22 protein-coding genes are annotated in these 24,823 nt (G+C 71.5%); 9 read left to right on the forward strand and 13 right to left on the reverse strand.

Features of this window, described 5'->3' with window-relative positions; translation table 11 throughout:
* Nucleotides 1-42: 42 nt before the first annotated feature.
* The 3 genes from AB0I15_RS54305 to AB0I15_RS54315 form a co-directional block, all read right to left on the reverse strand.
* Nucleotides 43-2,067 carry a M14 family zinc carboxypeptidase gene (locus AB0I15_RS54305; protein WP_358115446.1) on the reverse strand — a complete coding sequence of 675 codons (2,025 nt, stop codon included), beginning with the start codon at nt 2,065-2,067 and terminating at the stop codon, nt 43-45.
* Between the two features lie 73 nt (nt 2,068-2,140).
* Nucleotides 2,141-2,941 (reverse strand): IclR family transcriptional regulator C-terminal domain-containing protein, encoded by an 801-nt coding sequence (locus AB0I15_RS54310; RefSeq protein ID WP_358115449.1) that lies wholly within the window; start codon nt 2,939-2,941, stop codon nt 2,141-2,143.
* Nucleotides 2,942-3,007: 66 nt separating this feature from the next.
* On the reverse strand, nt 3,008-4,441 hold the full coding sequence (locus AB0I15_RS54315; protein WP_358115452.1) for an amidohydrolase family protein: 1,434 nt from the start codon (nt 4,439-4,441) through the stop codon (nt 3,008-3,010).
* Between the two features lie 158 nt (nt 4,442-4,599).
* Between AB0I15_RS54315 and AB0I15_RS54320 the strand changes: the two genes are divergently transcribed.
* The 5 genes from AB0I15_RS54320 to AB0I15_RS54340 all read left to right on the forward strand — a co-directional run bounded on the left by AB0I15_RS54320 (nt 4,600) and on the right by AB0I15_RS54340 (nt 9,414).
* A complete protein-coding gene (locus AB0I15_RS54320) occupies nt 4,600-5,766 on the forward strand; it encodes a CoA transferase (RefSeq protein ID WP_358115454.1) in 1,167 nt (388 codons plus the stop codon).
* Nucleotides 5,763-6,569, forward strand: a complete 807-nt coding sequence (locus AB0I15_RS54325; RefSeq protein WP_358115456.1) for a citryl-CoA lyase — start codon at nt 5,763-5,765, stop codon at nt 6,567-6,569. Before AB0I15_RS54320 ends, AB0I15_RS54325 begins: the two co-directional genes overlap by 4 nt.
* The gene (locus AB0I15_RS54330; protein ID WP_358115458.1) at nt 6,562-7,428 is read left to right on the forward strand and encodes an extradiol ring-cleavage dioxygenase; all 867 of its coding nucleotides are present in this window, start codon (nt 6,562-6,564) and stop codon (nt 7,426-7,428) included. Before AB0I15_RS54325 ends, AB0I15_RS54330 begins: the two co-directional genes overlap by 8 nt.
* A complete protein-coding gene (locus AB0I15_RS54335; protein WP_358115461.1) occupies nt 7,425-7,784 on the forward strand; it encodes a hypothetical protein in 360 nt (119 codons plus the stop codon). Before AB0I15_RS54330 ends, AB0I15_RS54335 begins: the two co-directional genes overlap by 4 nt.
* 307 nt (nt 7,785-8,091) lie before the next feature.
* A complete protein-coding gene (locus AB0I15_RS54340) occupies nt 8,092-9,414 on the forward strand; it encodes a zinc-binding dehydrogenase (protein WP_358115463.1) in 1,323 nt (440 codons plus the stop codon).
* 73 nt (nt 9,415-9,487) lie between these two features.
* On the opposite strand, the gene AB0I15_RS54345 is transcribed toward AB0I15_RS54340, so the two are convergent.
* Nucleotides 9,488-9,949 carry an FGGY-family carbohydrate kinase gene (locus tag AB0I15_RS54345; RefSeq protein ID WP_358115557.1) on the reverse strand — a complete coding sequence of 154 codons (462 nt, stop codon included), beginning with the start codon at nt 9,947-9,949 and terminating at the stop codon, nt 9,488-9,490.
* A gap of 110 nt (nt 9,950-10,059) precedes the next feature.
* Here AB0I15_RS54345 and AB0I15_RS54350 point away from each other — a divergent pair, with 110 nt between their 5' ends.
* On the forward strand, nt 10,060-10,818 hold the full coding sequence (locus AB0I15_RS54350) for a DeoR/GlpR family DNA-binding transcription regulator (RefSeq protein ID WP_358115465.1): 759 nt from the start codon (nt 10,060-10,062) through the stop codon (nt 10,816-10,818).
* 167 nt (nt 10,819-10,985) lie between these two features.
* Nucleotides 10,986-13,307, forward strand: a complete 2,322-nt coding sequence (locus AB0I15_RS54355) for a rhamnogalacturonan lyase (protein WP_358115468.1) — start codon at nt 10,986-10,988, stop codon at nt 13,305-13,307.
* Here AB0I15_RS54355 and AB0I15_RS54360 read toward each other — a convergent pair.
* The 8 genes from AB0I15_RS54360 to AB0I15_RS54395 all read right to left on the reverse strand — a co-directional run bounded on the left by AB0I15_RS54360 (nt 13,304) and on the right by AB0I15_RS54395 (nt 20,769).
* Nucleotides 13,304-14,314 (reverse strand): LacI family DNA-binding transcriptional regulator, encoded by a 1,011-nt coding sequence (locus tag AB0I15_RS54360; protein WP_358115470.1) that lies wholly within the window; start codon nt 14,312-14,314, stop codon nt 13,304-13,306. The genes AB0I15_RS54355 and AB0I15_RS54360 overlap by 4 nt on opposite strands.
* Before the next feature lie 40 nt (nt 14,315-14,354).
* Entirely contained in the window at nt 14,355-15,179 is an 825-nt protein-coding gene (locus AB0I15_RS54365) for a carbohydrate ABC transporter permease (RefSeq protein WP_358115473.1), read from the reverse strand.
* The gene (locus tag AB0I15_RS54370; RefSeq protein WP_358115477.1) at nt 15,176-16,045 is read right to left on the reverse strand and encodes a sugar ABC transporter permease; all 870 of its coding nucleotides are present in this window, start codon (nt 16,043-16,045) and stop codon (nt 15,176-15,178) included. The genes AB0I15_RS54365 and AB0I15_RS54370 overlap by 4 nt, the downstream gene beginning before the upstream one ends.
* A gap of 13 nt (nt 16,046-16,058) precedes the next feature.
* Nucleotides 16,059-17,330, reverse strand: a complete 1,272-nt coding sequence (locus AB0I15_RS54375; RefSeq protein ID WP_358115480.1) for an extracellular solute-binding protein — start codon at nt 17,328-17,330, stop codon at nt 16,059-16,061.
* Between the two features lie 58 nt (nt 17,331-17,388).
* Entirely contained in the window at nt 17,389-18,306 is a 918-nt protein-coding gene (locus AB0I15_RS54380) for a hypothetical protein (RefSeq protein ID WP_358115483.1), read from the reverse strand.
* A 98-nt stretch (nt 18,307-18,404) separates the two neighbouring features.
* Nucleotides 18,405-19,001 (reverse strand): hypothetical protein, encoded by a 597-nt coding sequence (locus AB0I15_RS54385; RefSeq protein WP_358115486.1) that lies wholly within the window; start codon nt 18,999-19,001, stop codon nt 18,405-18,407.
* 302 nt (nt 19,002-19,303) lie between these two features.
* Nucleotides 19,304-20,059: a hypothetical protein gene (locus tag AB0I15_RS54390; protein WP_358115489.1), complete on the reverse strand. Its 756-nt coding sequence runs from the start codon at nt 20,057-20,059 to the stop codon at nt 19,304-19,306.
* Entirely contained in the window at nt 20,056-20,769 is a 714-nt protein-coding gene (locus AB0I15_RS54395) for an ATP-binding cassette domain-containing protein (protein WP_358115492.1), read from the reverse strand. The genes AB0I15_RS54390 and AB0I15_RS54395 overlap by 4 nt, the downstream gene beginning before the upstream one ends.
* Before the next feature lie 161 nt (nt 20,770-20,930).
* Between AB0I15_RS54395 and AB0I15_RS54400 the strand changes: the two genes are divergently transcribed.
* Entirely contained in the window at nt 20,931-22,088 is a 1,158-nt protein-coding gene (locus AB0I15_RS54400; protein WP_358115495.1) for a histidine kinase, read from the forward strand.
* 4 nt (nt 22,089-22,092) lie between these two features.
* The gene (locus AB0I15_RS54405) at nt 22,093-22,740 is read left to right on the forward strand and encodes a response regulator transcription factor (RefSeq protein WP_358115498.1); all 648 of its coding nucleotides are present in this window, start codon (nt 22,093-22,095) and stop codon (nt 22,738-22,740) included.
* 28 nt (nt 22,741-22,768) lie between these two features.
* On the opposite strand, the gene AB0I15_RS54410 is transcribed toward AB0I15_RS54405, so the two are convergent.
* Nucleotides 22,769-24,790 carry a beta-galactosidase gene (locus AB0I15_RS54410; RefSeq protein WP_358115501.1) on the reverse strand — a complete coding sequence of 674 codons (2,022 nt, stop codon included), beginning with the start codon at nt 24,788-24,790 and terminating at the stop codon, nt 22,769-22,771.
* Nucleotides 24,791-24,823 lie beyond the last annotated feature (33 nt).

The following is a 24,823-nucleotide window of genomic DNA, read 5'->3' on the forward strand; positions in this document are numbered from 1 at the left end:
CGAGATGCCGGGGCGGCCGGGCGCGGGGCCCGGCCGCGAGGTTCACGGTGCCCGGTAGTCAGCCGCGATCCCGATCAGTGAGATCAGCCCGGAGGCGAACTCCAGCGCCTCCTGGTGCCCCTCGCTGAACGGCGGCTGGAAGCCCACGCCCTCCCACGCGCGTCTTTGGGGGTTCCACAGGTCGGCGCCGACCTCGAAGTCCCACCCGTAGACGCCGTAGTCGTACCAGAGCTCGTCGGCGGAGTTGCCGGCCGCCGAGTACAGCACGTCCGTCACGGGGCCGGTCTGCTGCGGCCAGATGACGGTGCCCCGCTCGGCGGTGATGGCCTGCTCGATGGTGCGGGCCGAGCGCAGGAAGTAGGCCAGTTCGAGCTGGCTCGGCCGGGGCAGCGTGATGCGGCCGTCGAGCTTGTACGCCCCGGGCGGCCACATGAAGTAGCCGCCGTAGCTGTGCACGTTCATGGCGAACCTGATGTTGCGGTGGTTCTGCGCCAGCCAGATGACGTTGCGGCTCTCGGGCTCGGAGTGCTCGCCGGGGCCGGCGTAGGTGCCGTTCTGGCAGTTGGCCGAGGCGCCGAAGTACCCGTCGGACAGTGATCCGACGGCGTAGTTGCGGTTGACGTCCACGCCCCACGTGTTGCGCAGCGCCGGGTCGGACTGCTGCGGCGGGCAGTGGTTGGTCATGTTCTTCCGCTGGGAGTTGAAGTCGTAGAAGCTGTAGTTCGCGCCGTCGGGGTTGACGGTCGGCACGATGAAGATGTCGGTGCGCTCCAGCAGCCGGCGCGTGGCCTGGTCGGTGGCGTGGTTGCGCAGCAGCCGCTCGGCCGCCTCGATGGTGACCAGCGGCGTCACCCATTCCCTGGCGTGCTCCTGGGCGTAGGCGAGCACTCCGGTGCGCGAGCCGTCGCGGTGCTCGCCGATCCGCAGGGCCAGGACCTGCGCGGGCTCGCGGGAGACGTCGGCGGGGGCGTTGAGGAAGTCGTCGAGCTGGGTGAGCGGCGCGGCCGCCATGATGCCGGCGCCCGCGTCGGTGCGGTAGGTGGTGGCCTTGACCGGTAGCCCGGCGGTGGCGTTGATCGCGGCGGCGACCTGGGCGGCCGTGCTGACGCGCGCGCCGGAGGCGCCGGTGGCCAGGCTCACGGTGATGAGCTTGCCGTTGAGGGTCACCCGCAGCGGGCTGTTCGGCGCGCCGGGGACGACCAGCTCGACGGCCAGGTCGTTGCCGCCCTCGGAGCCGTAGGCGTTGGAGGTGACCACGACGGCCGCCGCGGGCGGGGCGCCGATCAGGGCCTGGGCGTGCCGCCGGTAGCCGTTGGTCCTGTACGGCAGCGCGATGAGCTCGGTGAGCTTGGGGAAGCGCTGGTGCAGCGCCTTGATGCGCTCGTTGAGCTGCGCCGGCGGCATGTACTGGGTGATGAAGTCCTTCTGGTAGCCGGGCTCGGCGTGGTCGGGGGGCTCACCGTCCGGCCACTCCTTGACCAGCGCCTCGGCCCTGGCGCCGCCCGACGAGGTGACGGTGACCCGCTCCGGGCGGGCGTCGGCGGGGACCGGGGTGGAGAGCTGGTGACCCAGGTACGCGCCCGCGTCCACGTACGCGACCATCTGCGCCTGGCCGCCGCTGCCGCCCGTCCAGGTGACGGTGAGCGTGGAGGCCTGCGCCGCGCTGCTGGACGCCTCGACCGACAGGAAGTAGCCGTCGCGGGACTTCCACCAGACGGCCCGCTCGATGACCAGCCGGTCGCGCGCGGTGGTGGCCTGGGCCGTGCTCGGGGGCGGGCTCTGCGGGGCCAGGCTCGCGCCGAGCGGGCGCAGGGTCTCGAGCTGGCTCGGGGTGACGACGGCGTCGACCTGGATGCTGCCGTCGGGCTGGGGGCGTACGCGTTCGGTGAGGTCGGCGCCCGAGCCGACCAGCCGGTCGAGCGCGGCCCGGTCGGGCACGGAGAGCGTGACCAGTGAGGCCGGCTCCGGATCCGACGGCCCCGCCACCGCTGGAGCGGACGGTTGTCCGCCCAGGAATGTCGTGCCGACGATCAACGCGACGACCGCCGAAGCCCGTAAGCCACGCATGTGCCCTCCTGGATCATCTGTATGGGGCTCATTGAAAGCCGCCCGCGACCAACGGGCAAGACCCAGGAGCCCCTCAAGAGGCCGTCACGTGCGGCACCGCCTCGTACGTCGCCCAGTCGGCGCTGATCGCGCCCGCCGTCTTCAGCAGCAGCGGCAGGTGCTCCTCGGTCAGCTTCTCGAGCGAGGTCTCGGCGGCGTGGGCGTTGACGTTCACGGCCGCGATGACGTTGCCGAGCCCGTCGCGCAGCGGCGCCGCCACCGACCGGATGCCCAGGGCGAGCTGCTCGTCGGTGATCGCCCAGCCCTTGGCGCGCACCCCGCGCAGCACCGCCTCGCGCTCCTTGGGGTCCGGCCGCCAGCGCGGCTCGATGCCCGAGCGGCTCGGCTCGGCCAGGACCCGCTCCACCTCGGCCGGCGACAGCGCCGCCAGCAGCACCTTGCCCAGCGAGGTCTGCAGCGCGGGGAAGCGGGTGCCGATCTGCACCGACAGGGCCACGATCTTCGGCACGGCGACCCTGGCGACGTAGACGATGTCGGAGCCGTCGAGCTGGGCGATCGACGACGACTCGCGCGTCTGGGTGACCAGCCGCTCCAGGTGCGGCCTGGCCACCTCCCACAGGCCCATGGAGCGCACGTAGGACACGCCCAGCTCCAGCACCCGGGGGGTGAGCGCGAACCCGCCCCGCTCCGTCCTGGCGTAGCCGAGCTCCTGAAGGGTGAGCAGGATGCGGCGGGCCGTCGGGCGGGCCAGCCCGGCGGCGGCCGCCACCTCGGTCAGGGACATGACCGGGCGCCCCGGCTGGAAGGCCCTGATGACATCGAGGCCGCGGGCCAGCGCCTCGATGAAGTCAGGTCCGGTCTCACCACGTGCCATGAACGCCCTCACTTGCTCGGATCGGTTGATCCGACTTTAGACGGTCACCCGTCCGCACAGCGGCCCTCAGAGCCGGTGCGTGGCGTCGCTGCGGAAGTCCGTGTACGTGTACGGGTTGTCGAGGACCTTGGCCGTGGGGATGTCCGGGTTCATGCCCTTCTCCCAGGCCTCCTCCCCCATCTCGCCCCTCAGGTACTCGACGGTGCGCTCGGTCCCGGCGCGCGCGGCGGCCAGGTCGATGCCGACCAGCCGGTGCTCGTGCTTGACCACGCGCCCGTTCACCAGGACGGTGTGCACGTCGCCGCGCTGCGCCTGGAAGGCGACGTGGCCGAACGGGTTGAGCAGCGGGAACGACACCGGCGACGCGTCGTTCTTGATGAGCACCAGGTCGGCTTTCTTGCCGGGCTCGACCGTGCCGAGGTCGTCGCGGCCGATGGCCCTGGCGCCGCCCCTGGTCGCCCAGTCCACGACCTGGTCGGCGCGCAGCGCGCAGTGCGTGACCGTCTCGCCCTTGGCGTGCGCCTCGAGGTGCTCGCGCGAGCGGTCGGCGCCGAGGGTGGTGCGCATGGCCGAGAACAGGTCGCCGCTCCACCAGACGCTGGTGTCCATGGACAGCGAGACCGGGATGCCGTGGGCGCGGACGGCGTAGGTGGGAGGGTAGCCCTGGCCCGCGCTCTGCTCGCTCTCCGTGGAGACCGAGATGGAGCCGCCGGTGGCGGCGATGCGGTGGTAGGAGTCGGCCGACAGCGAGGCGGCGTGCACGTAGACCGTGCCCGGGGTCATGAAGCCGTGCTCGTACATGAGGCGGATGCTGTCGTCGCCGGTGGCGCCCCAGACGCCGGCGTGCGTGGTGACGGACACGCCGAGGTCGCGGGCCACCTCGAACGCGGGCTGCTCCGGGAAGGAGGGGTCGCCGACCACGTCGAAGGCCATCTGGAAGCCGAGCAGGTCGTTCCCGGTGATCCGCCTGCGGACGAAGTCGCGGAACTCCGGCGCGGTCGCCCACTCGGCGGGCCGCTGGTGGAGGTTGCCGTAGGCGAGCACGTAGCGGCCGGGCACCGACTGCAGCGCGTCGGCGGCGGCGTCGGCGTGGTCGGGGGTGCGCAGGCCGTGCGACCAGTCGACGACCGTGGTGACGCCGGCGTCCAGGGACTCGATCGCGGCGAGGGTGTTGCCCGCGTGCACGTCCTCGGGCCGGAACAGCTTGCCGTGCTCGAGGTAGAACCAGACGAAGTACTGGGTGAGCGTCCAGTCGGCGCCGTAGCCGCGCACCGCGGTCTGCCACATGTGCCGGTGGGTGTCGATCATGCCGGGCATGACGATGCCGCCGGAGGCGTCGATCTCGAGGGCGTCGTCCGGAGCCTCCAGGCCGGGGCCGACGGCGGCGATCCGGTCGCCGGTGACGAGGACGTCCGTGCCGGGCAGCACCCGCCTTCCGTCCATGGGTAACACGGTGCCGCCGCGCAGCACCACGGGGCGTCCGGCCTCGAACTCGTTCATGGCACGCTCCTCGATAACGAACAACCGTCCGCTGTACGGTCAAGGCCACTGTGATGAGCGGGCGGCGGACTGTCAAGATGGTTGACGGGCGAGCCTCGCAGTGCTGGGATCGCTTCAACGGACATGCGTCCGTCGAGCGGACGCGCGAAGGGAACCGGATGACTGACACCATGCCCGATGGGGCCGAGGGGCCGCTGTCCGGCGTGCTGGTGGCCGACTTCTCCAGGATCCTGGCCGGGCCGTACGCCACCATGCTGCTGGCCGACCTGGGCGCCGACGTCGTCAAGGTGGAGGGGCCCGGCGGGGACGACACCCGGTCGTGGACGCCGCCCGCGCGGGGCGAGGTGTCCACCTATTACCTGGGGGTCAACCGGGGCAAGCGGTCGATCGCGCTGGACCTGCGGGACGAGGCCGACGCCACGGTGGCCAGGGAGCTGGCCCGGCGGGCGGACGTGCTGGTGGAGAACTTCCGGCCGGGCGGGCTGGCCAAGTACGGGCTCGACTACGCCGCGGTCAGCGCCCGCAACCCCGGCGTCGTGTACGCCTCGATCAGCGGGTTCGGGTCGGGGGCCGGGGCGCGGGTGCCGGGCTACGACCTGATGGTGCAGGCCATGTCGGGGCTGATGAGCCTGACCGGGGAGCCGGACGGGCCGCCGTACCGGGCGGGGATCTCGGTGTTCGACGTGATGGCGGGCAACCACGCCGTCATCGGGGTGCTGGCCGCGCTGCGCCACCGTGACGCGACCGGGCGGGGGCAGCACGTCGAGGTGAACCTGCTGTCGTCGGCGCTGACCGGGCTGGTCAACCAGAGCTCGGCGTACGTGGCGGGGGGCGTGGTGCCGTACCGGATGGGGAACGCGCATCCGAGCGTGTTCCCGTACGAGCCGCTGCCGACCGCCGACCACGACCTGATCGTGGCCGCCGCCAACGACGGCCAGTTCCGCAGGCTGTGCGAGGTGCTGGGCATCCCCGAGGTGGCCGACGACCCGCGTTTCGCGCGCAACGCGGCGCGGACCGAGCACCGCGACGCGCTGCGCCCGATCCTCGTCGAACGGCTGGTCACGCGCCCGGCCGACGAATGGTTCGAGCTGCTGGTCGAGGCCGGGATCCCGAGCGGGCCGATCAACACCATCGACGGCGGGTTCGCGGTGGCGGAGCGGTTCGGGCTCGACCCGGTCGTGGTGGTGGGCGAGGGCGAGCGGGCCGTGCCGACGACGCGGCACCCGATCCGCTTCTCCGAGACGCCCGCCGGGTACGCCCTGCCGCCCCCCGGCCTGGACGAGCACGGCGCGGAGCTGCGCAAGTGGCTGGAGGGCGGGGCATGACCGAGTACCCGACCGCGCTCGGGGCCTCGTCGCCCACCTCGATCACCCTGCTGGGCCGCGACCTGGCCACGGACGTGATGGGCGAGGTGGGCTTCGGCGAGCTGGCGTTCTGGCTGGCCACGCAGCGGCGGCCGGCTCCCGGGGAGGTGCGGGTGTTCGAGGCGGTGCTGGCCGCGCTGGCCGACCACGGGTTCACGCCGACCGCGATCGTGACGCGGCTGACGTACCTGTCGGCGCCCGACTCCGTCCAGGGCGCGCTGGCCGCCGGGCTGCTCGGCGGCGGCTCCCGCTTCCTCGGCGTCACCGAGGACTGCGGCCGCTTCCTGCACGAGGTGGTCCGGGCGCACGACCCGCTGCCGTGCGACGACGCCGGATGGGACGCGCTCGCCCTGAAGACCGTGCGGGCGCGGCGCGAGACCGGGGGACTCATCCCCGGGCTCGGCCACCACGTGCACAAGGACGGCGACCCGCGCACGCCGCGGCTGTTCGAGATCGCGGCCGAGGAGGGGCTGTTCGGGCCGCACCTGTCGCTGTTCGCGGCCATCGGGCGGGTTCATCCCGACGTCCTGGGCCGCACGCTGCCCCTCAACGGGGCCGGGGCCTGCGGCGCGGCGCTGGCGGACCTGGGGCTGCCGCTGGAGCTGCTGCGCGGGTTCGCCCTGCTGGCCAGGACCGCCGGGCTGATCGGGCAGCTCGCCGAGGAGCTGCGGCGGCCGGTGGCCAACGAGATCTTCCTGTCGGTGGACCTGAACAACCGGTCCATCCCGCCCGAGCCGTTCCCCGATGGAGGTTCGCATGGCTGAGCTCGTCGCGGTCATCGCATCCACCCACCACCCCTTCTACCACCGCGCCAGCACCGCCACCGGTGCGGACCGCCCGCCGTTCGCCGACGAGTGGGTCCGCAAGGTGGAGGCGTTCAGGGAGACCCTGACCAGGGCGCGGCCCGACGTGCTCGTCATGGTCGGCTCCGACCACTTCCACCAGCTCTGGCTGGACAACATGCCGCAGTTCCTGGTCGGCAAGGCGCCCTTCTACGACGCGAACTTCTACAACGAGGAGCGCGAGTTCGGCCTGCCGCGCATGCTGTTCAAGGGGCAGGAGGACCTGTCGTCGTACATCCTGCGCGAGGGCCTGGACGCCGGGTTCGACCTGGCCTTCTCCAACGAGCTGCGGATCGACCACTCGATCACGTGCCCGATCATCACCCTGCGCCCGCAGAACGACCTGCCGATCGTGCCCGTCTACACCAACATCTTCGCCCCGCCCCTCCCCCGGCCGAAGCGGTTCGTGCAGCTCGGGCGGACCATCAGGGAGCTGGTGGAGTCGTGGCCCTCCACGCAGCGGGTCGCGGTCATCGGCACCGGGCACCTGTCGCTCGAGCTCGGCGGGCCGCGCCAGTTCGGGCCGCACGGCCCCGACCCGGAGTTCGACCGCAAGGCCGTGGAGTGGATCTCCTCGGGCGACCTCGAGGGCTGCCTGGCGGAGGTGACCCTGGACAGCCTGCACCTGCCCGGTAACGCGACCCACGGGTTCATGGACTTCATGCTGATGATGGGGGTCGCGGGCGAGGGCCGCAAGGCCGACTACGTGGACACCTACGACCTGTTCCACACCATGGAGGCGTACTTCACCTGGTATCCGAACGGAGACGGGCGATCGTGAGCAAATACCTGCTGAACAAGTTCCTGTTCACCGTCGACCGCGACCCGGAGCTGGTCGAACGCTACCGCTCGGAGCCGCGGGCCACGGTGGAGTGGTGGGAGTCCGAGTACGCCAACCGCATCCTCGGGTGCCATTCCGGCGAGTCGTCGACGTGGCTGCGGTTCGACGACGCCGAGCGGGAGGCGCTGGCCGGCCATGACTATCCGCGGCTGTTCGAGCTGGGGGCGCATCCGTTCCTCACGCTGACGCTGTTCATCGCGATGTTCGAACGGGATCATCCGCCGCTGGGGTTCCAGCTCGAGTACGCGGGGCGGCTGGCGCACATGCGGCTGCCATATCCGGACATCGCCACATGATGGGCCTCCCTCCCACCCCCGGCCACCAGATCGGGCCCCATCCGCGCACACCCCATCCGCGCACATCCTGTCTGCGCACGCCCCGTCTGCGCACATCCTGTCCGCGCACTCCCCATCCGCGTGCACCCCGGAACGGGCCCTGCCAGCGCCCGGTTCGCGGCGGGACCCGTCGGCGCCCGGCCCGGAACGGTGCCTGCACCCGCGCGGCCCTGGGCGGGACGTGCCCCCGCGCGGCCCTGGGCGGGACGTGCCCTGACGCGGCCCTGAGCGGGGTGTGTCCTCGCGCGGCCCTGGGCGGGGTGTGTTGATGCGGGCGGTCCTGGTGGAAAGCTGTGACCGGCCGCCCGTCGTGGCCGACCGCCCTGTGCCCTCACCTGGCTCCTCCGGCTCCTCCGGCTCCTCGCTCTCACCCGGTTCCGGATGGGTGGCCGTGCAGGTCGTCGCCGCGCCGATCACCCCGCTGGACCTGCTGTGCGCGGGCGGCACGTCGTACTTCGGCCGGCCCGCCGTCCCGTACGTGCCCGGCGTCCAGGGGGTCGGCATGGTCGGCGGGCGGCCGGTGTGGTTCCCGACCTCGGCCGGGATGGCGCCGGGTGACGGGAGCATGGCCGAGGTGGCGCCGGCCAGAGCGGAGGACCTGGTGGAGCTGCCCGCCGGTGCCGACCCGTTCGCCGTGGCCGCGCTGGGGCTGTCGGCCGTGGCCGCGTACATGGCGCTGACCTGGCGCGGAGGGCTGCGCGCCGGCGAGCAGGTGCTGGTGCTGGGCGGGGGTGGCGTGGTGGGCCAGGCGGCCATCCAGCTCGCCCGCCTGGCCGGGGCCCGCCGGGTGGTGGCGGCCGCCCGCTCAGCCGAGGGCCTGGAACGGGCCCGGCAGGCAGGCGCGGACGCCGTCGTGGCCCTGAACGTCCCGGAGCCCGGGGACCACGGTCGCGCAAACCCCTCGCTGGACCCCACCGCGACGACCCGTCCGGCTAAGACGACAGGGCGCGTTGAAACGACCGGCCTTGCCGAGACGACCAGCACCGCCAAAACGACCGGCCGCGCCGCGATCAGACCCGCCAAAGCGGCCGACCCAACTGAGTCGACCGGCTCCGCTGAGTCGACCGGCTCCGCTGAGTCGACCAGCCCCGTTGAGGCGATCAGCCGCGCCAAGGCGGCCGGTCTCGCCAAGGGGACCGGTTTCGCACAGGTGGCGGGTGCCGACGGGGTGACCGGTCTCGTACGGGTGGCGGGTGCCGATGAGGTGGCGGAGCTCGCGGCGCGGCTGGCCGGCGTCTGTGACGGTCCGGTGGATCTGGTGCTCGACCCGCTCTACGGCGTCCCGGCCGCCGCTGCCGCCCGTACCCTGCGCAAGGGCGGCCGCCTGGTCAACCTCGGCGGGTCGGCCTCGGAGACCTGCCCGCTCGACTCCTCGACGCTGCGCAGCCGATCTCTCCGGGTGCTCGGATACACCAACAACGAGCTCACCCGGGAGCAGCGGGCCGAGGCCATCGCGTACATCGCGCACCAGTCGGCGGCCGGACGGCTGACGGTCGCACACGAGGTGGTAGCGCTCGAGGACGCCGCCGCAGCCTGGCAGCGCCAGACCGCAGGCACCACCACCGGCCGCATCGTCCTGCGCACCGGCTGACCGGCGGGCGGCTCAGGCGAGCTGGGCCACACCCGAGCGCGGCGACGACAGCACCGGCACGCCCCCGGGCTCCTCACCGTGATCCTGGCCATCGACGCCTGCGCCACCACCACGTCCACCTTCCCCGCCGGCTCCCGGAACCCTTGGAGCACGAGGGCGTCATGACGGGCCGGATCACCCGCGCGCAGCGCCTCGAACGCGCCGTCGCACAGGTGCGGCACGACCTCCCGCGCCACCTCGCGCCGGTCCGCCGCCCGCCGCACGGCTCTCGTCGTGGGGCCGAGCGTCGTGCCCAGGGTCGCCGGCACGCCGATCCAGCCGGCATGCGTCCGCTCGGCAGGACGGGTACGTCGTCCAGCGAGCCGCCCGCCTGACCGGCGACGAGGGCGGCACCGGCGCAGACGGCGTCATCGGCCCGCATCACCTCGACGGGGACGGGCGACAGCGCCGCCTTGACCCGCATCCAGAGCGGGACCCGCACCTGGCCGCCGAAGACCGCGAGCCGGGCGGTGCGCCGGTCGGGCGCGGGCGGCATCCGACCCCGCAGGTACGGCTTCACCACGATCCCGGTCGGGCAACCGCATGTTGTCACTATAAATCCAAATGATGGCGGAAAAACGCCAACTTATGGTCCATCATGGTCATATGAGCGAGTCGAGCCTCCGCTACTCCTCGGCCCCGGACCGCCGCGAGGCGATCCTGCGCCTGATCGAGCGGGACGGCTACGTCGCCGCCACCGACCTGGTCACCGAGCTCGGCGTCTCCCCCAACACCATCCGCCGCGACCTCCGCAGGCTGGCCGGCGACCGGCTGATCCGGGCGGTGCGCGGCGGCGCCACGGCCGCGGACTCCCCCGCCCTGCCCTTCGCCGACCGCTCCGCCCAGGCCACCGACGCCAAGCACGCCATCGCCGCGGCGGCCGTACGGCACGTCGAGCCGGGCACCACGGTCGCGCTCGACTCGGGCACCACCACGCTGGAGATCGCCCGGCTCCTGCCCGCCGACGCCGGCCTCACGGTGGTCACCCATTCGCTGCCCGCCATCGCCGTCCTCGCCCCGAGGCCGGACGTCACACTCATCGGCATCGGCGGCCAGTACGGCCGCGACACCCGCTCCTTCGGCGGCCCCGAGACCCTGGCGGCCCTGGAGCACCTCGGCGTGCGCACCCTGTTCCTGGCCGCCACCGCGCTCGACGGCTCCGGGGTGTACGGCGCCACCCCGTACGAGGCCGAGACCAAGCGCCGCCTCATCGCCATCGCCCGCCGCACGATCGTGGTGGGCGACGCCCGCAAGTTCGCCCTGAGCGCCCCCATCCGCGTGTGCGGCTGGGACGCGGCCGAGCGCCTGGTCACCGACGCCGTGCCGGCCGGGTTCCAGGAGGTCCGCGTGGAGTGCGCCGCATAAGGGCCATTCGCCCGGCGATCGCCTTTTCCTTTTACTCGGCCAATTACGGCGGGCTGCCATTTTCCATGCAGGGAAATCGCCCGGTAACAGGCTCTTGACAAACCTCACAGATGACCAATACTCTCCCACCTAAAATTATATCGATTTAATCAGCGGAGCTCGTGACCATGAGACCCCCCAGCAGCATCCGCCGCGCGCTCACCACGGGCTTGACCGCCCTGCTCTGCCTGCCCCTGGCGGCGGTCCCGGCGGCCCCCGCCGCCGCCGGCGACACGGGCCGCCCCGGCGCGGGCATCCGGCTCGAGCACCTCGACCGCGGCCTGGTGGCGGTTCCCGCCAGCGAGGGCGTGTTCCTGAGCTGGCGACTGCTCGGCGACGAGGTGACCGGGCACGGCGACTCCGGCATGACGGGCGCCGACTTCCGCGTCTACCGCGACGGCCGCGCCATCGCGACGGTCACCAACAGCACCAACTACCGCGACCCCGCCGGCACCGCCACGTCCCAGTACCGGGTGGCCCCGATCGTCAAGGGACGCGAAGGTCAGCGCAGCGCCCCGGCCACGCCTTGGGTTAAATCGTTTTACGACCTACCGCTCAAGAAACCGGCCGACGGCGTGACCCCGATGGGCGAGGCGTACACCTACTCGGCCAACGACCTGAGCGTGGGCGACGTGGACGGCGACGGCCAGTACGAGTACGTGGTCAAGTGGGACCCGTCCAACTCCAAGGACGTCTCCCAGCGCGGCTACACCGGCAACACCTACGTGGACACCTACGAGCTGGACGGCACGTTGCGCTGGCGGCTCGACCTGGGCGTGAACATCCGCTCCGGCGCCCACTACACGCAGTTCCTGGTCTACGACTTCGACGGCGACGGCCGTTCGGAGATGATGCTCAAGACCGCCCCCGGCACGAAGATCATCCGCTATGGCCCCCGGGGCGACGTCGTCTCCGAGCGTTTCATCACGATGCCGCAGAAAGACGTCAAGGCCGGATACGCGCACACCGACGACTATCGAAAGAGCGCCGCCGATTATTTCGACTACGTGGTGCAAATGTTCGCGAAATGGCATGAGCACCCGGAGGTCGTCGCGGGCCGCTGGCCGGCGACCCTGGAAGCGGCGTTCGGCATCGCGCCGCGGCACCGGTACCCGCTCTCCCACGAGGCCGCGGTAGACCTGGCCACCTACTTCGTCGACGTCTACGCGCCGGGCCGCAGCGGCAACAACCGGCTGCGCGAGTTCAACGGCTTCGTCATCACCGGCCCCGAATACCTGTCGGTCCTCGAGGGCGCCACCGGCAAGGAGCTGCAGACGATCCCGTACAAGCCCGGCCGCGGCGACGACGGGCTGATGTGGGGCGACTACGCGATGGCCAGGATCGAGCCGGGCAACCGGGTGGACCGGTTCCTGTCGTCGGTCGCCTACCTCGACGGCCGCCGCCCGTCGGCGATCTTCGCCCGCGGCTACTACACGCGCACGACGCTGGTGGCCTACGACTGGGACGGCAGGCGGCTCAAGCAGGTCTGGTACGTCGACAGCGGCCACGCGCCGATGGCCAACCCGTTCAACGCGAGCCCGCACGGCGTGGACGGCGGGGACCCCGCGTACGCCGCCCTGACCACCCAGGGCTTCCACTCGATGAGCGTGGCCGACGTGGACGCCGACGGCCGGCAGGAGATCGTGTACGGCTCCGCCACCATCGACGACGACGGCGACCTGCTCTACTCCTCCTTCGCCGAGGGCCCGCCCCAGAGCAACGTGCCGGGCCAGAACGTCCGCCTCGGCCACGGTGACGCCATGCACGTCGGCGACTTCGACCCCGACCGCCCCGGCCTGGAGATCTGGACGGTGCACGAGGGCGGCCCGTGGGCGCCGTACGGGTGGGCGCTGCGTGAGGCGGCCACCGGCAAGGTGATCCACGGCGGCTACAGCGGCGTCGACACCGGACGCGGCATGGTCGGCGACATCGACCCGGCCGTCCGCGGCGTGGAGTCGTGGTCGTCGATGCCGCCCAACCAGGCGATCGAGGCCGGGCTGTGGTCGGCTCGCGGCGCGTACCTGGGCCGCAACGCCCCCGGCACGAACATGAGCATCCGCTGGGCCGCCGACATGACCACCCAGCTCGTCAACGGCACCGCCACGACCGTCCTGCAGACGCCGACCATCGACGACTACAGGCGCGGCACGGTGCTGACCGCCGAGGGCACGCTGACGAACAACTGGACGAAGGGCAACCCCGGGCTGGTGGCCGACGTGTTCGGTGACTGGCGGGAGGAGATGCTGACCCGCACGACCGACAGCGGGGCCATCCGGATCTTCCTGAGCACGGAGGTGACCGGCCGGAAGCTGTACACCCTCATGCACGACCCGCAGTATCGCGTGGAGGTGGCCCGGCAGCAGACGGCCTACAACCAGCCGGCGTACCCGAGCTTCTACTTCGGCTCGGACATCGACTGGTCGAAGGTGCCCGTGCCCGGCGGGAACTAGCCGGTCGACTCGCGCGCCACGACCGAGAAGCGGCTGATGAACTCCTGGGCGACCTGCCTGTTCTTCTTGCCCTTCTCGGTCAGGCGGCGGGCCAGCAGGTCGACGGCGGTGTCGGCCATGAGCGTGTGGTCGGGGTCGATCGTCGACAGGGACGGCACCGAGTAGGCCCCCTCCGCGATGTTGTCGAACCCGATCACCTTCACCCGCCCCGGCACCGCCACCCCGCGATCGGCCAGCCCGCGCAGGGCGCCGATCGCCACGGTGTCGGTCACGCAGAAGATCCCGTCGAAGTCGAGGCCCGAGTCGGCCACCCGACGCGCGGCGGCGGCCCCCGACTCCATCGTGAACGCGTCGATGGGCGCCACCAGCGCGGGGTCGAAGGCGAGGCCCGCGGCGTCGAGGGCCTCGCGGTAACCGGTGTAGCGCAGGCTGGAGACGTCGACCTCGTCGCCCCGGACACCGCCGTCGATGAGCACGACGCGGCGGCAGCCCCGCTCGATGAGGTGCGCGGTCGCGGCGCGGGCGCCCTCGACGTTGGGCATCGCGACGTGGTCGACGGGCCCGTCGAAGATCCGCTCCCCCAGGATCACGACCGGGTGGTCGACCTTGAGCAGCTCGGTGTCGGCGGGCCCGAGCCCGACCGTGCTGAGGATGAGCCCGTCGTAGAGCCGGTTGCGCGACAGCGCGAGGGCGTCGAGCTCGCCCTCGCGTGAGGCGCCGGTCTGCTCGATCGCCACCTTGAGGCCGCGCCGCTCCGCCGCGGTGATGATCGCGGCGGCGAGCTGGCCGTAGTAGGGCCGGTCGATCTCGGCGACGGCGAGCCCGATCGTGCCGGTCCGGCCGGTGCGCAGGTTGCGCGCGGCCACGTTGACCCGGTAGTCGAGCTCGGCGATGGCCCGCAGCACGCGCTCGCGCGTCTCGTTCTTGACGTGGGGATGGTCGTTGATGACGTGGGACACGGTCATCGGCGAGACCCCGGCGGCCTTCGCCACGTCCTGTATCGTCACCACCTCAGCATCTTTTCACGGCGGTGGCTTTCTCCCGGCCTCATCCCTTGACGCCGCCCTGCAGGAGCCCGTTGACGATGTGGCGCTGCATCGCGACGAAGAAGACCACGACGGGGATCAGCACGATCACGCTGAGCGTGAGGAAGGCCGGCCAGTCCACCCCGAACTGCCCGACCGCCTTGTAGACCTGCAGCACCAGGGTCTGCTTCTCGGGCGAGCTGATGAACACGTTGGGCGTGATGAAGTCGTTCCAGATCCACATGGTCTGGAACACGCCGACCGTGATGAGGATGGGCCGGATCAGCGGCAGCACGATCCGCCAGTAGATCTGCCACGGTCCGGCGCCGTCGATGCGGGCCGCCTCGAAGATCGAGATCGGCAGCGAGCGCAGGTAGCCCTGGATGAGGAAGTAGCAGAAGATCGAGCCGGCCGCGTACAACAGGATGAGCCCTTCGAGGCTGTCCACCAGCCGCAGCGCCACCAGGATCCGGTAGACCGGGATCAGTGTGGCCTGGCCGGGCACCAGGAACGCGATGACGAGCAGCACGCCGATGAGCCGGTTGAGCAGGGTCCTGCGCAGCAGCATCGCGTAGGCGGCCATCGAGCCGACGACCAGCATGATCACGATCGACAGGACGGTGACGTAGAGCGTGTTGAGGAACGACTGCGCGATCGGCGTGCTGTCGAAGACGCGGGCGTAGTTGTCGAGATAGAGGGCCGACGGCGGGGCGAGCGGCGCGGCGGCCGTCTCCGCCTGGGTCTTGAAGGTGTTGACGACGATGTAGTAGAACGGCACGCCGACCACGGCCGCGGCCAGGATCATGGCGCAGCTCAGCAGGACGGACGGGCGGCGTCTCGCGGTCATGACAGCCGCCCTTCGACCCGGCGCGACAGGACGAGCTGCACGGCCACGATCGCGCCCACCACCAGCATGAACACCACCGCGAGCGCCGACGCCTGGCCGAACTTGGCCTGCGCGATGCCGCTCTGGATGATCGACTGGGTGATGGTGAACGTGGCGTACCCGGGGCCGCCCTTGGTGAGGGTGTAGGGCAGGTCGTAGACCTTCAGCCCGCCGGTCATCAGCAGCAGCGAGCTGATCGTGACGGCCGGCGCGAGCAGCGGCAGCGTGATCGAGAAGAACGACTGGCGCCGGGTGGCGCCGTCCACCCGCGCGGCCTCGTAGTAGTCGCCGGGGATGGACTGCAGGTACGCCAGGTAGAGGATGGCGTGCCAGCCGGTGGACGACCAGACGGCCACCACGATGACCGAGAGCCGCGCGAGCGTGCCGTCGGACAGCCACGGGACCGGCCCAAGGTCGCCGAGCAGGCTGTTGATGGCGCCGGACCCGAGCGGGGACAGGATGAACCCCCACACCAGGCCGAGGATCGCGATGCTGGGGACGGCGGGGAAGAAGAACACCGCGCGTACGACGTTCCGGCCGAAGAAGCGCCGGTTGAGCAGCACGGCGAGCGGGATCGCCAGGATCGTGATGATCACCGTCGTGCCGATCGCGTACAGCAGCGTGAACCCGAGCCCGGCCAGCATGGCCGGGTCGGTGAAGATCCGCCGGTAGTTCTCCAGCCCCACGAACCGCACGTCGGGCGAGTAGCCGTTGAAGTCGGTGACGCTGTAGTAGAGCGACTGCGCCAGCGGGATCGCGAACAGCACGGCGAAGACCACCGTGATCGGGATCAGGAACGCCTGCAGGCGCAGCGCTTCGAGCCGCACCCTCGATCCCCGGTCAGCCACCGGCGGACTTCAGCCGGTCGTCGAGCGCCGCGGCGACGGCGGCGGGCTGGGCCTGGCCCTGGACCAGGAGCTGGATCTGGGCGACGGCCTCGGTGTTGAGCGCGTCCTGGTTGCGTTCCCAGGCGATCTGCGGCAGGTAGAACCGGCCCTCCTCCAGGGCCGCGAAGTTGGGCTCCAGCACCGGGTCGAGCTGCGGCTTGACGTCGGAGGTGGTGGTCATGGCCGCGGTCTGCCTGTTGTAGAGGGTGACGGCGTCCTTGCTCGACAGGTACGTCAGGAACGCCTCGGCCTCCTTGGGGTGCTCGGTCTTGGCGTTGATCGCGTACCCGGGTGAGGCGGCGCCGGCCCAGAACGGCTTTCCGTCCGGGGTGGGCACGCCGGCGAACGTCATCTTGAGGTTCGGCGCCTTCTGCTTCAGGTTGGGGACGTCCCACGGGCCGGCGGCGATCATGGCGACGCGGCCGCCCGCGAACTCGTCCACGATCTGCGCGCCGGTCAGCCCGACGACGTCCTTGCTCATCGCGCCGCTGGTGAAGAGCTTGTTCCAGGTCGTCAGCGGGCCGTTCCACAGCTCGCCGAACGTCGCGCCGCCGGCGAAGATCCGGGCGTCCACGTCGCCGCCCTTGGCCGCGTTCTCGTGGCCGACGAGGGCGGCGAGGGTGAGCGGCATGGCGGTCGCCGTGTCGTAGAACGGGGTGACGCCGGACGCCTTGAGCTTCTGGCACAGCGCGATGAAGGCGTCCCACGTGGTGGGGAACTCGGTGACGCCGGCCTTGGCGAGCAGGTCGTCGTTGTAGAGGATGCCGCCGGCCCAGGACGACAGCGACATGCCGTACGTCTTGCCGTCCTTGGCGTAGGTGGCGCTGTTGAACGTGGAGACGTTCGCCATGAACGGCTTGCCGGTCAGGTCTTTGACGAACCTGCCCTCGATGAGGTTCGTCTTGTTCTCGGCGGCGATCAGGAACACGTCGGCGCCGGTGCCGGAGCCGAGCCGGGTCTGCAGGGTGGAGATGTACTCGGCGACGGGCGGGGCGTTGGAGAACTCGATCTCGACGGCCGGGTGCTGCTTCTCGAACGCGTCGATCAGCGGCTTCATCGTGGTCTCGTTGTCCCAGGAGAAGAAGCCGAGCGTGGTCTTGCCGCCACCGCCTCCCGACCCGCATCCGGTGAGGCCGGCCAGGGCGACGGCCGCCGCCGCCAGTATCGCGCTCGATCTCTTCCGGGCAAGGGACAGGCGGGGAGGGGACAGGCGGAAAAGGGACATCGCTCACCTCTTCATGCTTGTATCGATACAGTTTTTTATCGATACAAATCACGCCGTGTCAAGGACGCGTTACCGGGCCCGCACCCGGCAGGAGCGGGCCGGTGAGCGGCTCGTCGCGGTCGCAGCGCAGGTCGCCGTCCCGCACGCGCAGCCGGGCCACCTGGACCGACGACCGCCGATCGCCGTCCGGATGGGTGAAGTAGCAGATCAGCGCCTCCTCCTCCCCCGTGACGACGACGTCCGCGTGGTGGCCGTACCCGCCGTCGTCGCGGCGTCCGCCGGGCCGGTCGAGGATGAGGCCGCGGGGCCGCCAGGTGTCGAGGTCGTCGGAGACGAGCACGCGCTGGCCGTGCCATTCGTCCACGATCATCCAGTGCCGGCCGCCGAGGGTGAACACGTTCGGCCCCTCGTGCGCGGAGATCGTCACCGCCGGGCCGCGGACCCGCCAGTGGCGCAGGTCGTCGCTGTCGGCGGCCCAGGTGTGGGAGCCGTGGGCCTCGTCCTTGTACCAGAGGCGGTGCCCGCCGCCCGGCAGCGCGGCCACGCAGGCGTCGATGACGCGCGAGGAGGACAGGCCGAGGGTGGAGCGGAACGTCCAGCGGATCAGGTCGGGGCTGGTGTAGTGGCGGATGTGGCGGTCGTGGGGCGCCCAGGCGTCGGGGACGCCCCGGATGACGCTGACGTACATGTGGTACGTGACCCCGTCGTCGACGATCTCCGGCGCCCAGTACGTGTGCCGGCCCCATTCGGTGTCCAGCCCTTCGATCACCCCCCGGTACAGCCAGGTGCCGCCACCGTCGGTCGAGGAGGCCACGCCGAGGTCGGTGCCGTGCACCCAGCTCACGTCCTCCCTGGCGGGGGCGGTGGCGCGGCGGGCGGTGTAGACGAGCCACCAGGCGCGCTCGGCCCGGTTCCAGATCAGGGTGGGGTCGGTGGCGCCGTCGTACATGGGGTCGCGGTAGGGCTGGGGGATCATCGGGACCTTTCGCGTCGATCGATTTGTAACGATACAGGCGACAGGCGAAAAGAGGGCGCCCCCCGCGACGGGGGCGCCCTCCTCCAGCGGCCGGCCGGTTACTTCTTGACCGACACCGGCTGGATCATGGACCTGCCGTCCTTCTCCGACCAGGCGCCGGTGGAGAAGGCGACCGGGTAGCTCTTCTTGCCGACGCCGTCGCCCCACTTGGTGATGACGTAGTCGACCTTGATGTGGCCCTCGCCGCCGGCGCCGTCCACACCCAGGGTGTCGGGGTTGAAGCGGCCACCGGTCAACTCGGCAAAGGTCTTGGCGTCCAGGTCCAGCATCACGCCACGGCTGGAGGGGTCGCCGGGACCACGGTCACCCACGAAGAACGGCATCTTCTTGCCCTTGTAGACAACGTAGCCCTCGGTCATGAGCGGCCAGCTCGGGCTGGCGACCAGGCCCTTCTGCATGGGCTTGCCGGCGGCCGGCAGGCCGGTGTCACCGGCGCGCCCGGAGGAGTCGTCCCAGAAGTAGGACGCCTTGGTCGAGCCCTGGAGCAGCGCCTGCGTGGAGTGCGCCGTGGCCGGGCGGTCGGTCCGGCCCTTGTCGGCCTGGGGGGTGTTGGCGTGCGCCACGGCCGACCCCATGGTCAGGGCCGTCGCGGCGGACGCGGCGAGCATGGCGAACTTACGCAAACGAGCAGACATAAATCTCTCAGGTCCTTTGTTATAGGGACATGGCAACTTGGCGCTCGCTTAGCAAGACGTAGCCGGGCAGCACGCCATACGGACGCTACGTGGAGCGCGAAGGAATCCACGGAAACGGGATTCGGGATCCGGCGCGACCCCCGCCTTACCCAGGCAAGACGCAGGTCATTCGCCGTTAACAGTCACAACATTACCCCCCAAACCGGACAAAGGCAAACGAATCCCCATAAAACGGGCATAGATCTACCTTCCTCGGTAAAGCGTCAGTGCAGATCATCAGTGCAGATCATCAGGGCAGATCATCAGTGCAGATCGGACCGTACGACGCGCGCCACCCCGGTCGCCATGGGGATGACCACCCACACCAGCACCGACGTGACCAGCCGCGCGACGCCGTCACCGGTCAGCTCACCGCTCATGAGCACGCCCGTCGTGCGGTTGAGGTCGAGCCACTCCGCCACGGCCTGCCCGCCGTCGCCGGCCGCGGCCACGAAACTCCACAGCATGGGACCGGCCAGGCAGACCACGATCGCGGCCGGCGCGTTGAGCAGGAGCAGCCCCAGGGCCAGCCCCTGGGCGGTCTGCAGCACCATGACGACGATCCAGCCCGCCAGGGCCCGCGGCGCGACCTCCCAGGTGGGCTCGACGTGCAGCACGGAGGCGGACAGCGCGGTGGCCGGCACCGCGACCAGCACCGCGAGCAGGCTGCCCAGCACGGCCGCGGCCAGCGCGGGCAGGCATTTGGCCGCCAGCACCCGCGCCCGCCGGGGCTCCAGCGCGAACGTGGTCAGCGCGGTCCGGTGGCTCCACTCGCCGGTGACCGTGATGATGCCGAGCACCGGCAGCAGCACCCCCAGCGCGACGGCGGCGGTCCCGGCCAGTGTGAACAGCCTGGGCGGCCCCACCGTGGCGGCCCGCCCCACGACGAGCGCGACCGCCGCGGCGACCAGGATCCCGGTCATGACGAGACCGCTGCGCGTGTCGAACAGCTTGCGCGTCTCCACCCACACCAGCCTGCGGAACGGGACCTGGCGGGCAAGGGTCTGGGGCGTGCTCATGCCAGGCTCCGATCGGCTTCGGCGGTCAGGTCGAGGAAGGTGCGTTCGAGGCCGCGGCCCGCGCCGAGCTCGGCCACCGTGCCGTCGGCCAGCACGCGCCCGCGGCCGATCATCACGATGTGGTCGGCGACCTGCTCCACCTCGTACAGCAGGTGGGAGCTGAGCAGCACCGCGCACCCTTCGCCGGCCAGGCCGCGCAGCAGGGTGCGCATCCACTGGATGCCCTGGGGGTCGAGGCCGTTGGCGGGCTCGTCGAGCAGGAGCGCCCGGGGCCGGCCGAGGAGCGCGTGGCCGATGCCGAGCCGTTGCCGCATGCCGAGCGAGTAGCCGCCCACGACGCGCCTGCTCTCCTTGACGGTCAGCCCCACCAGCTCCAGCACCTCCTCCACACGCGACCTGGGCAGGCCGAGCAGCAGGGCGCCCAGGGTCAGCACCTCACGCCCGGTGCGGCCGGGATGGTGGGCGCCGGCGTCGAGGAGCGTGCCGACGTCGAAGCCCGGCCGCTCCAGCTCCGTGTACGGCCGCCCGAGCACGGTGGCCGAGCCCGAGGTCGGCCGGGCGAGCCCGGCGAGGACGCGCAGGGCGGTCGATTTGCCGGCCCCGTTGGGGCCGAGGAACCCGGTGACGGTGCCCGGCCGGACGCTGAAGGACACCTCGTCGAGCGCCCGCACCCCGTGGTACGTCTTGGTGACGCGGTTGAATTCGATCACGGGTCAAGTCCACCGGAGAACGCGTCCGGCCTCATCGGACCAGGGTCGAAAAGCCGCGGGCGGTTGGGCTCGGCCCGCCGCGCCGATGGTGGACCAGAGTCGCTACAGGCATGGACCCAGGTAGCTGAAAGCACAGGCCACAGGGCCTTTAGGCTGGAGTCGTGCCCGACCCCGCCACGCGACGCTCGTCCGCTGGACAGAGGCTGGGCGCGGTGTTCCGCTACGGGTTCGCCGCGCTGCCGCTGCTGCTCCAGGTCGTCCTGCTGATCGCGCTCTCCGACCGCCGCCCCGGCCCCGCGGACGACCTGCCGGTGCTGCTGGCCGACATGGGGCTGGCCGTGGCCGGCCTGGTCCTGCTGCGCTGGCGGCACCGGTGGCCGTGGCAGGTGGCGCTGGCGACGGCCGTGCCGATCGTCGCCTCCCTGGCCCTCGTCGGCCCGGCGCTGGTGGCCCTCACGTCGCTGGCCACCCATCGCCAGTGGCGGCGGATCGTGCCGGTCGCCGTGGTGTTCTGGCTGAGCTTCATCGCCTCGACCCACTGGGCGGGCAACCTCCGGCTGCCCGCCTTCTACGCGGTGGTCGGGGTCACCATGCTCGGCGGGGTGACGGCCTTCGGGCTCTACCTGGGCGGGGGCCGCGAGCTGGACGCGGCCGGGCGGGCCGCGGAGGAGACGGCGCAGGCGCAGCGGGTGGCGCGGGCCAAGCTGGAGGAGCGGCTGAAGATCGCTCAGGAGATGCACGACGTGCTGGCGCACCGCATCTCCCTGCTGGCGATGCTCGCGGGCGGCCTCGCCTATCGCAAGGACCTGAGCCCCGAGCAGACCCGCGAGACCGCGCTGGCGATCCAGGAGAACGCCCACCAGTCGCTGAACGAGCTGCGCGCCGTCCTCGGCACGCTCCGGCGCGAGGGAGGCAGCGGGCCGGAGGCGCCGCAGCCGACGCTGGCGCACCTGGACGCCCTGTTCGAGGAGGTGCGCGCGGCCGGGCAGCGCGTCGAGGTGGCCGACAGCGTGCACGGCAAAGAGCTGCTGCCGGCCCAGACGGGACGGCACGCGTACCGGATCGTGCAGGAGGCGCTGACCAACGCGCGCAAGCACGCGCCGGGCAGCCACGTCCGGGCCGAGCTGGTCGGGCGGCCGGGCGACGGCCTGCGCATCCGGGTGAGCAACGCGGCGCCGCTCGGCGCGCCCTCCGGGCCGGGCGGGCGGCTGGGGCTGGTCGGGCTGGCCGAGCGCACCCGGATGGCCGGCGGCACCCTCACCCACGCCGTACGCGACGGGCGCTTCGTGCTGGACGCGAGGCTGCCGTGGGAGGGTTGAGCACGTGATTCGCGTGGTGATCGTCGACGACGACCCGATGGTGCGCACGGGGCTGCGGCTCATCCTCGGCGGCGAGCCCGACCTGGACCTGGTCGGCGAGGCCGGGGACGGCAGGCAGGCCATGCGGGTGATCCGCGACCTGCGGCCCGACGTGGTGCTGATGGACGTCCGGATGCCGGAGCAGGACGGTCTCACCACGACCGAGCTGCTGCTGCGGCATCCGGAGCCGCCGCGGATCCTGGTGCTGACCACGTTCGACGCCGATGACATGGTGCTGCGGGCGCTGCGGCTCGGCGCCCACGGCTTCCTGCTGAAGGACACGCCGCCACCGAAGATGATCGAGGCGGTGCGGGCGGTGGCCAACGGGGAGCCGGTGCTGTCGCCGAGCGTGGCCCAGCAGGTGATCGCGGCCGCCACCGGTCGCTACGAGCCGCGCCGCGAGGAGGCCGAACGTGAGCTGGCCGCGCTGACCGAGCGGGAGCGCGAGGTCGCCGTGGAGGTGGCCAGAGGCAGTTCGAACGCCGAGATCGCCGGCCGGCTGTCGGTGAGCGTGGCGACCGTGAAGGCCAACATCACCCGCATCTTCGCCAAGCTCGGCACCGACAACCGGGTGCACGTGGCCATGAAGGTCCGCGACGCCGGCCTGCTCTGACAGGACCACGCCGACCAGGGGCGGGCCGCTACGGGTGAGCCAGCCGGACCACCGCCGCCCCCAGCGGCTCCAGCGACACCTCGCCGGCCACCGGGAGCCCGGTGAGCAGGTCCGTCCCCTCCCCTCCCAGGGGGACGGACGCGCTCTGGTCGCCGCTGTGGTTGAGCAGGAACACGTACTCGTCGGTCCCGTCTCCCCGTACCGAGCACTCCACGTGCGCGGGGACGCCCTCGAAGCGCGAGCGCACGCCCGCCTCGGCCACCACGTCCGCCACCACGGCGTCGAACGCGGACCGCTCCAGCAGGGTCGCGAAGTAGACCACCCGCCCGGCCCCGTACCGGTTCTCGACCACGGCGGCCCGGCCGGCCAGCAGCCCGTCCGCGTACGTCGCCAGCGCCTTGCCCGACTCCAGGTGGAGGTCGTCACGCCACCACGTGGACGTGGTGCCGCGCCCGTCGGCGAACTCCACGGTGAACTCCTCGTGAGGCCGGGCCGGCCAGTACTCGTCGATCTTGGCGCCGATGAGCTCGCGGAACGCCCCGGGATAGCCGTCGGGACGGACGCGGTTGTCGGCGTCCACGACGCCGGAGAAGAACGACATGATCACCGTCCCGCCGTTCCTGGCGAACTCGGTGATCCGCGCGGCGCCCTCGTCGTCGATCAGGTACGCGTTCGGCACCACCAGCACCTTGTACCCGTCCAGCGACGACCGGTAGGACACGACGTCCACGGCGTGGTGCCGCTCCCACAGCGGCGTGTAGTGCCGCATGACCGTCTCGGTGTAGCTGAAGTCGCTGCGCGGCAGGCCGAAGACCTCCTCCAGGCCCCACCAGCCGTCCCAGTCGAACAGGACCGCGATCTCCGAGCGGGAGGTCGTGCCGGCCACCGGCGCGAGCAGCCTCATCTCCCGCCCGAGGTCGGTGATCTCCCTGAACGTGCGCGAGCCGGGCCCGGAGTGCGGCAGCATCGCCGAGTGGAAGCGCTCCTGCCCGCCCCGGCCGGCCCGCCACTGGAAGAACATCACCGAGTCGGCCGCCCGCGACACCGCCTGGAGCGAGCCGAGCCGCATCCGCCCGGGCTCCTTGACGATGTTGAGCTGCCACTGGGAGACCGCGCTGCTCGACTGCTCCATGAGCATCCACGGCCGGCCGCCCTTGAGCGAGCGGAACAGGTCGTAGTTGAAGGCCGCCGACACGTGCGAGTCGGGGTCGGCCGGGTTGGGGTAGATGTCGAGCGCGGCCGCGTCCTCCTCCTGCGCCCACTTCCAGTAGTCGGCGTGGCGGAAGAAGCGCATGAAGTTGGTCATGACCGGGAGGTCGTCGCGGAAGGAGCGCACGATGTCCCGCTCGGCGATGTAGCACTCGAGCAGCGCGTCGGAGGTGAAGCGCTTGAAGTCGAGGCGGCGGGTGGGGTTCATCCAGGTACGGGGGATGTGCGGCACGTCGATCTGGTCCCAGTCGGTGTAGACCTGGCCCCAGAAGCGCGTGGTCCACGCCTCGTTGAGCGCGTCGAGGGAGCCGTACTTGCGCCGCAGCCAGCTCCGGAAGCCGGCCGAGGCCGCGGGGCCGTACGACGTGGGCCCGTACTCGTTGCTGATGTGCCACATCGCCAGCGCCGGGTGGAAGGAGTAGCGCTCGGCGAGTTTGGTGGTGATGCCGGCCGCGTACCGGCGGTAGATCGGCGACGACGGGTCGTAGTGCAGGCGGTTGCCGAAGCCGAACGGCTGGCCGTCCTCCCTGATGGGGAACACCTCGGGGTGCAGGTGCGTCAGCCAGACGGGCGGCGCCGCCGTCGGGGTGGCCAGGTTGACGCTGATGCCGTTGTCGTGGAGGAGATCCATGACCTCGTCCATCCAGCCGAACTCGTACGTGCCCGGCTCGGGCTCCAGCGAGGCCCACGCGAAGACGCCCAGGCTGACGGCGTTGACCCCGGCCTCGCGCATGAGCCGGACGTCCTCCCGCCAGACGGAGGGGTCCCACTGCTCGGGGTTGTAGTCGCCGCCGAAGGCGAAGCCGCCCACGCGCTCCCTGAACGCGGCCATACGTGCCATTTCACTGCTCCCGTGGTGATGCCGGATGAGGTC

The sequence above is a fragment of the Nonomuraea sp. NPDC050643 genome, assembly GCF_040654715.1.
Taxonomy (GTDB): domain Bacteria; phylum Actinomycetota; class Actinomycetes; order Streptosporangiales; family Streptosporangiaceae; genus Nonomuraea.

Bases quoted from the DNA above. Each gene is read 5' to 3' on its own strand.
- AB0I15_RS54305 (WP_358115446.1), bottom strand. From the start codon at position 2,067: ATGCGTGGCTTACGGGCTTCGGCGGTCGTCGCGTTGATCGTCGGCACG.
- AB0I15_RS54310 (WP_358115449.1), bottom strand. From the start codon at position 2,941: ATGGCACGTGGTGAGACCGGACCTGACTTCATCGAGGCGCTGGCCCGC.
- AB0I15_RS54315 (WP_358115452.1), bottom strand. From the start codon at position 4,441: ATGAACGAGTTCGAGGCCGGACGCCCCGTGGTGCTGCGCGGCGGCACC.
- AB0I15_RS54320 (WP_358115454.1), top strand. From the start codon at position 4,600: ATGACTGACACCATGCCCGATGGGGCCGAGGGGCCGCTGTCCGGCGTG.
- AB0I15_RS54325 (WP_358115456.1), top strand. From the start codon at position 5,763: ATGACCGAGTACCCGACCGCGCTCGGGGCCTCGTCGCCCACCTCGATC.
- AB0I15_RS54330 (WP_358115458.1), top strand. From the start codon at position 6,562: ATGGCTGAGCTCGTCGCGGTCATCGCATCCACCCACCACCCCTTCTAC.
- AB0I15_RS54340 (WP_358115463.1), top strand. From the start codon at position 8,092: ATGCGGGCGGTCCTGGTGGAAAGCTGTGACCGGCCGCCCGTCGTGGCC.
- AB0I15_RS54345 (WP_358115557.1), bottom strand. From the start codon at position 9,949: ATGCCGCCCGCGCCCGACCGGCGCACCGCCCGGCTCGCGGTCTTCGGC.
- AB0I15_RS54350 (WP_358115465.1), top strand. From the start codon at position 10,060: ATGAGCGAGTCGAGCCTCCGCTACTCCTCGGCCCCGGACCGCCGCGAG.
- AB0I15_RS54355 (WP_358115468.1), top strand. From the start codon at position 10,986: ATGAGACCCCCCAGCAGCATCCGCCGCGCGCTCACCACGGGCTTGACC.
- AB0I15_RS54365 (WP_358115473.1), bottom strand. From the start codon at position 15,179: ATGACCGCGAGACGCCGCCCGTCCGTCCTGCTGAGCTGCGCCATGATC.
- AB0I15_RS54375 (WP_358115480.1), bottom strand. From the start codon at position 17,330: ATGTCCCTTTTCCGCCTGTCCCCTCCCCGCCTGTCCCTTGCCCGGAAG.
- AB0I15_RS54380 (WP_358115483.1), bottom strand. From the start codon at position 18,306: ATGATCCCCCAGCCCTACCGCGACCCCATGTACGACGGCGCCACCGAC.
- AB0I15_RS54385 (WP_358115486.1), bottom strand. From the start codon at position 19,001: ATGTCTGCTCGTTTGCGTAAGTTCGCCATGCTCGCCGCGTCCGCCGCG.
- AB0I15_RS54390 (WP_358115489.1), bottom strand. From the start codon at position 20,059: ATGAGCACGCCCCAGACCCTTGCCCGCCAGGTCCCGTTCCGCAGGCTG.
- AB0I15_RS54410 (WP_358115501.1), bottom strand. From the start codon at position 24,790: ATGGCACGTATGGCCGCGTTCAGGGAGCGCGTGGGCGGCTTCGCCTTC.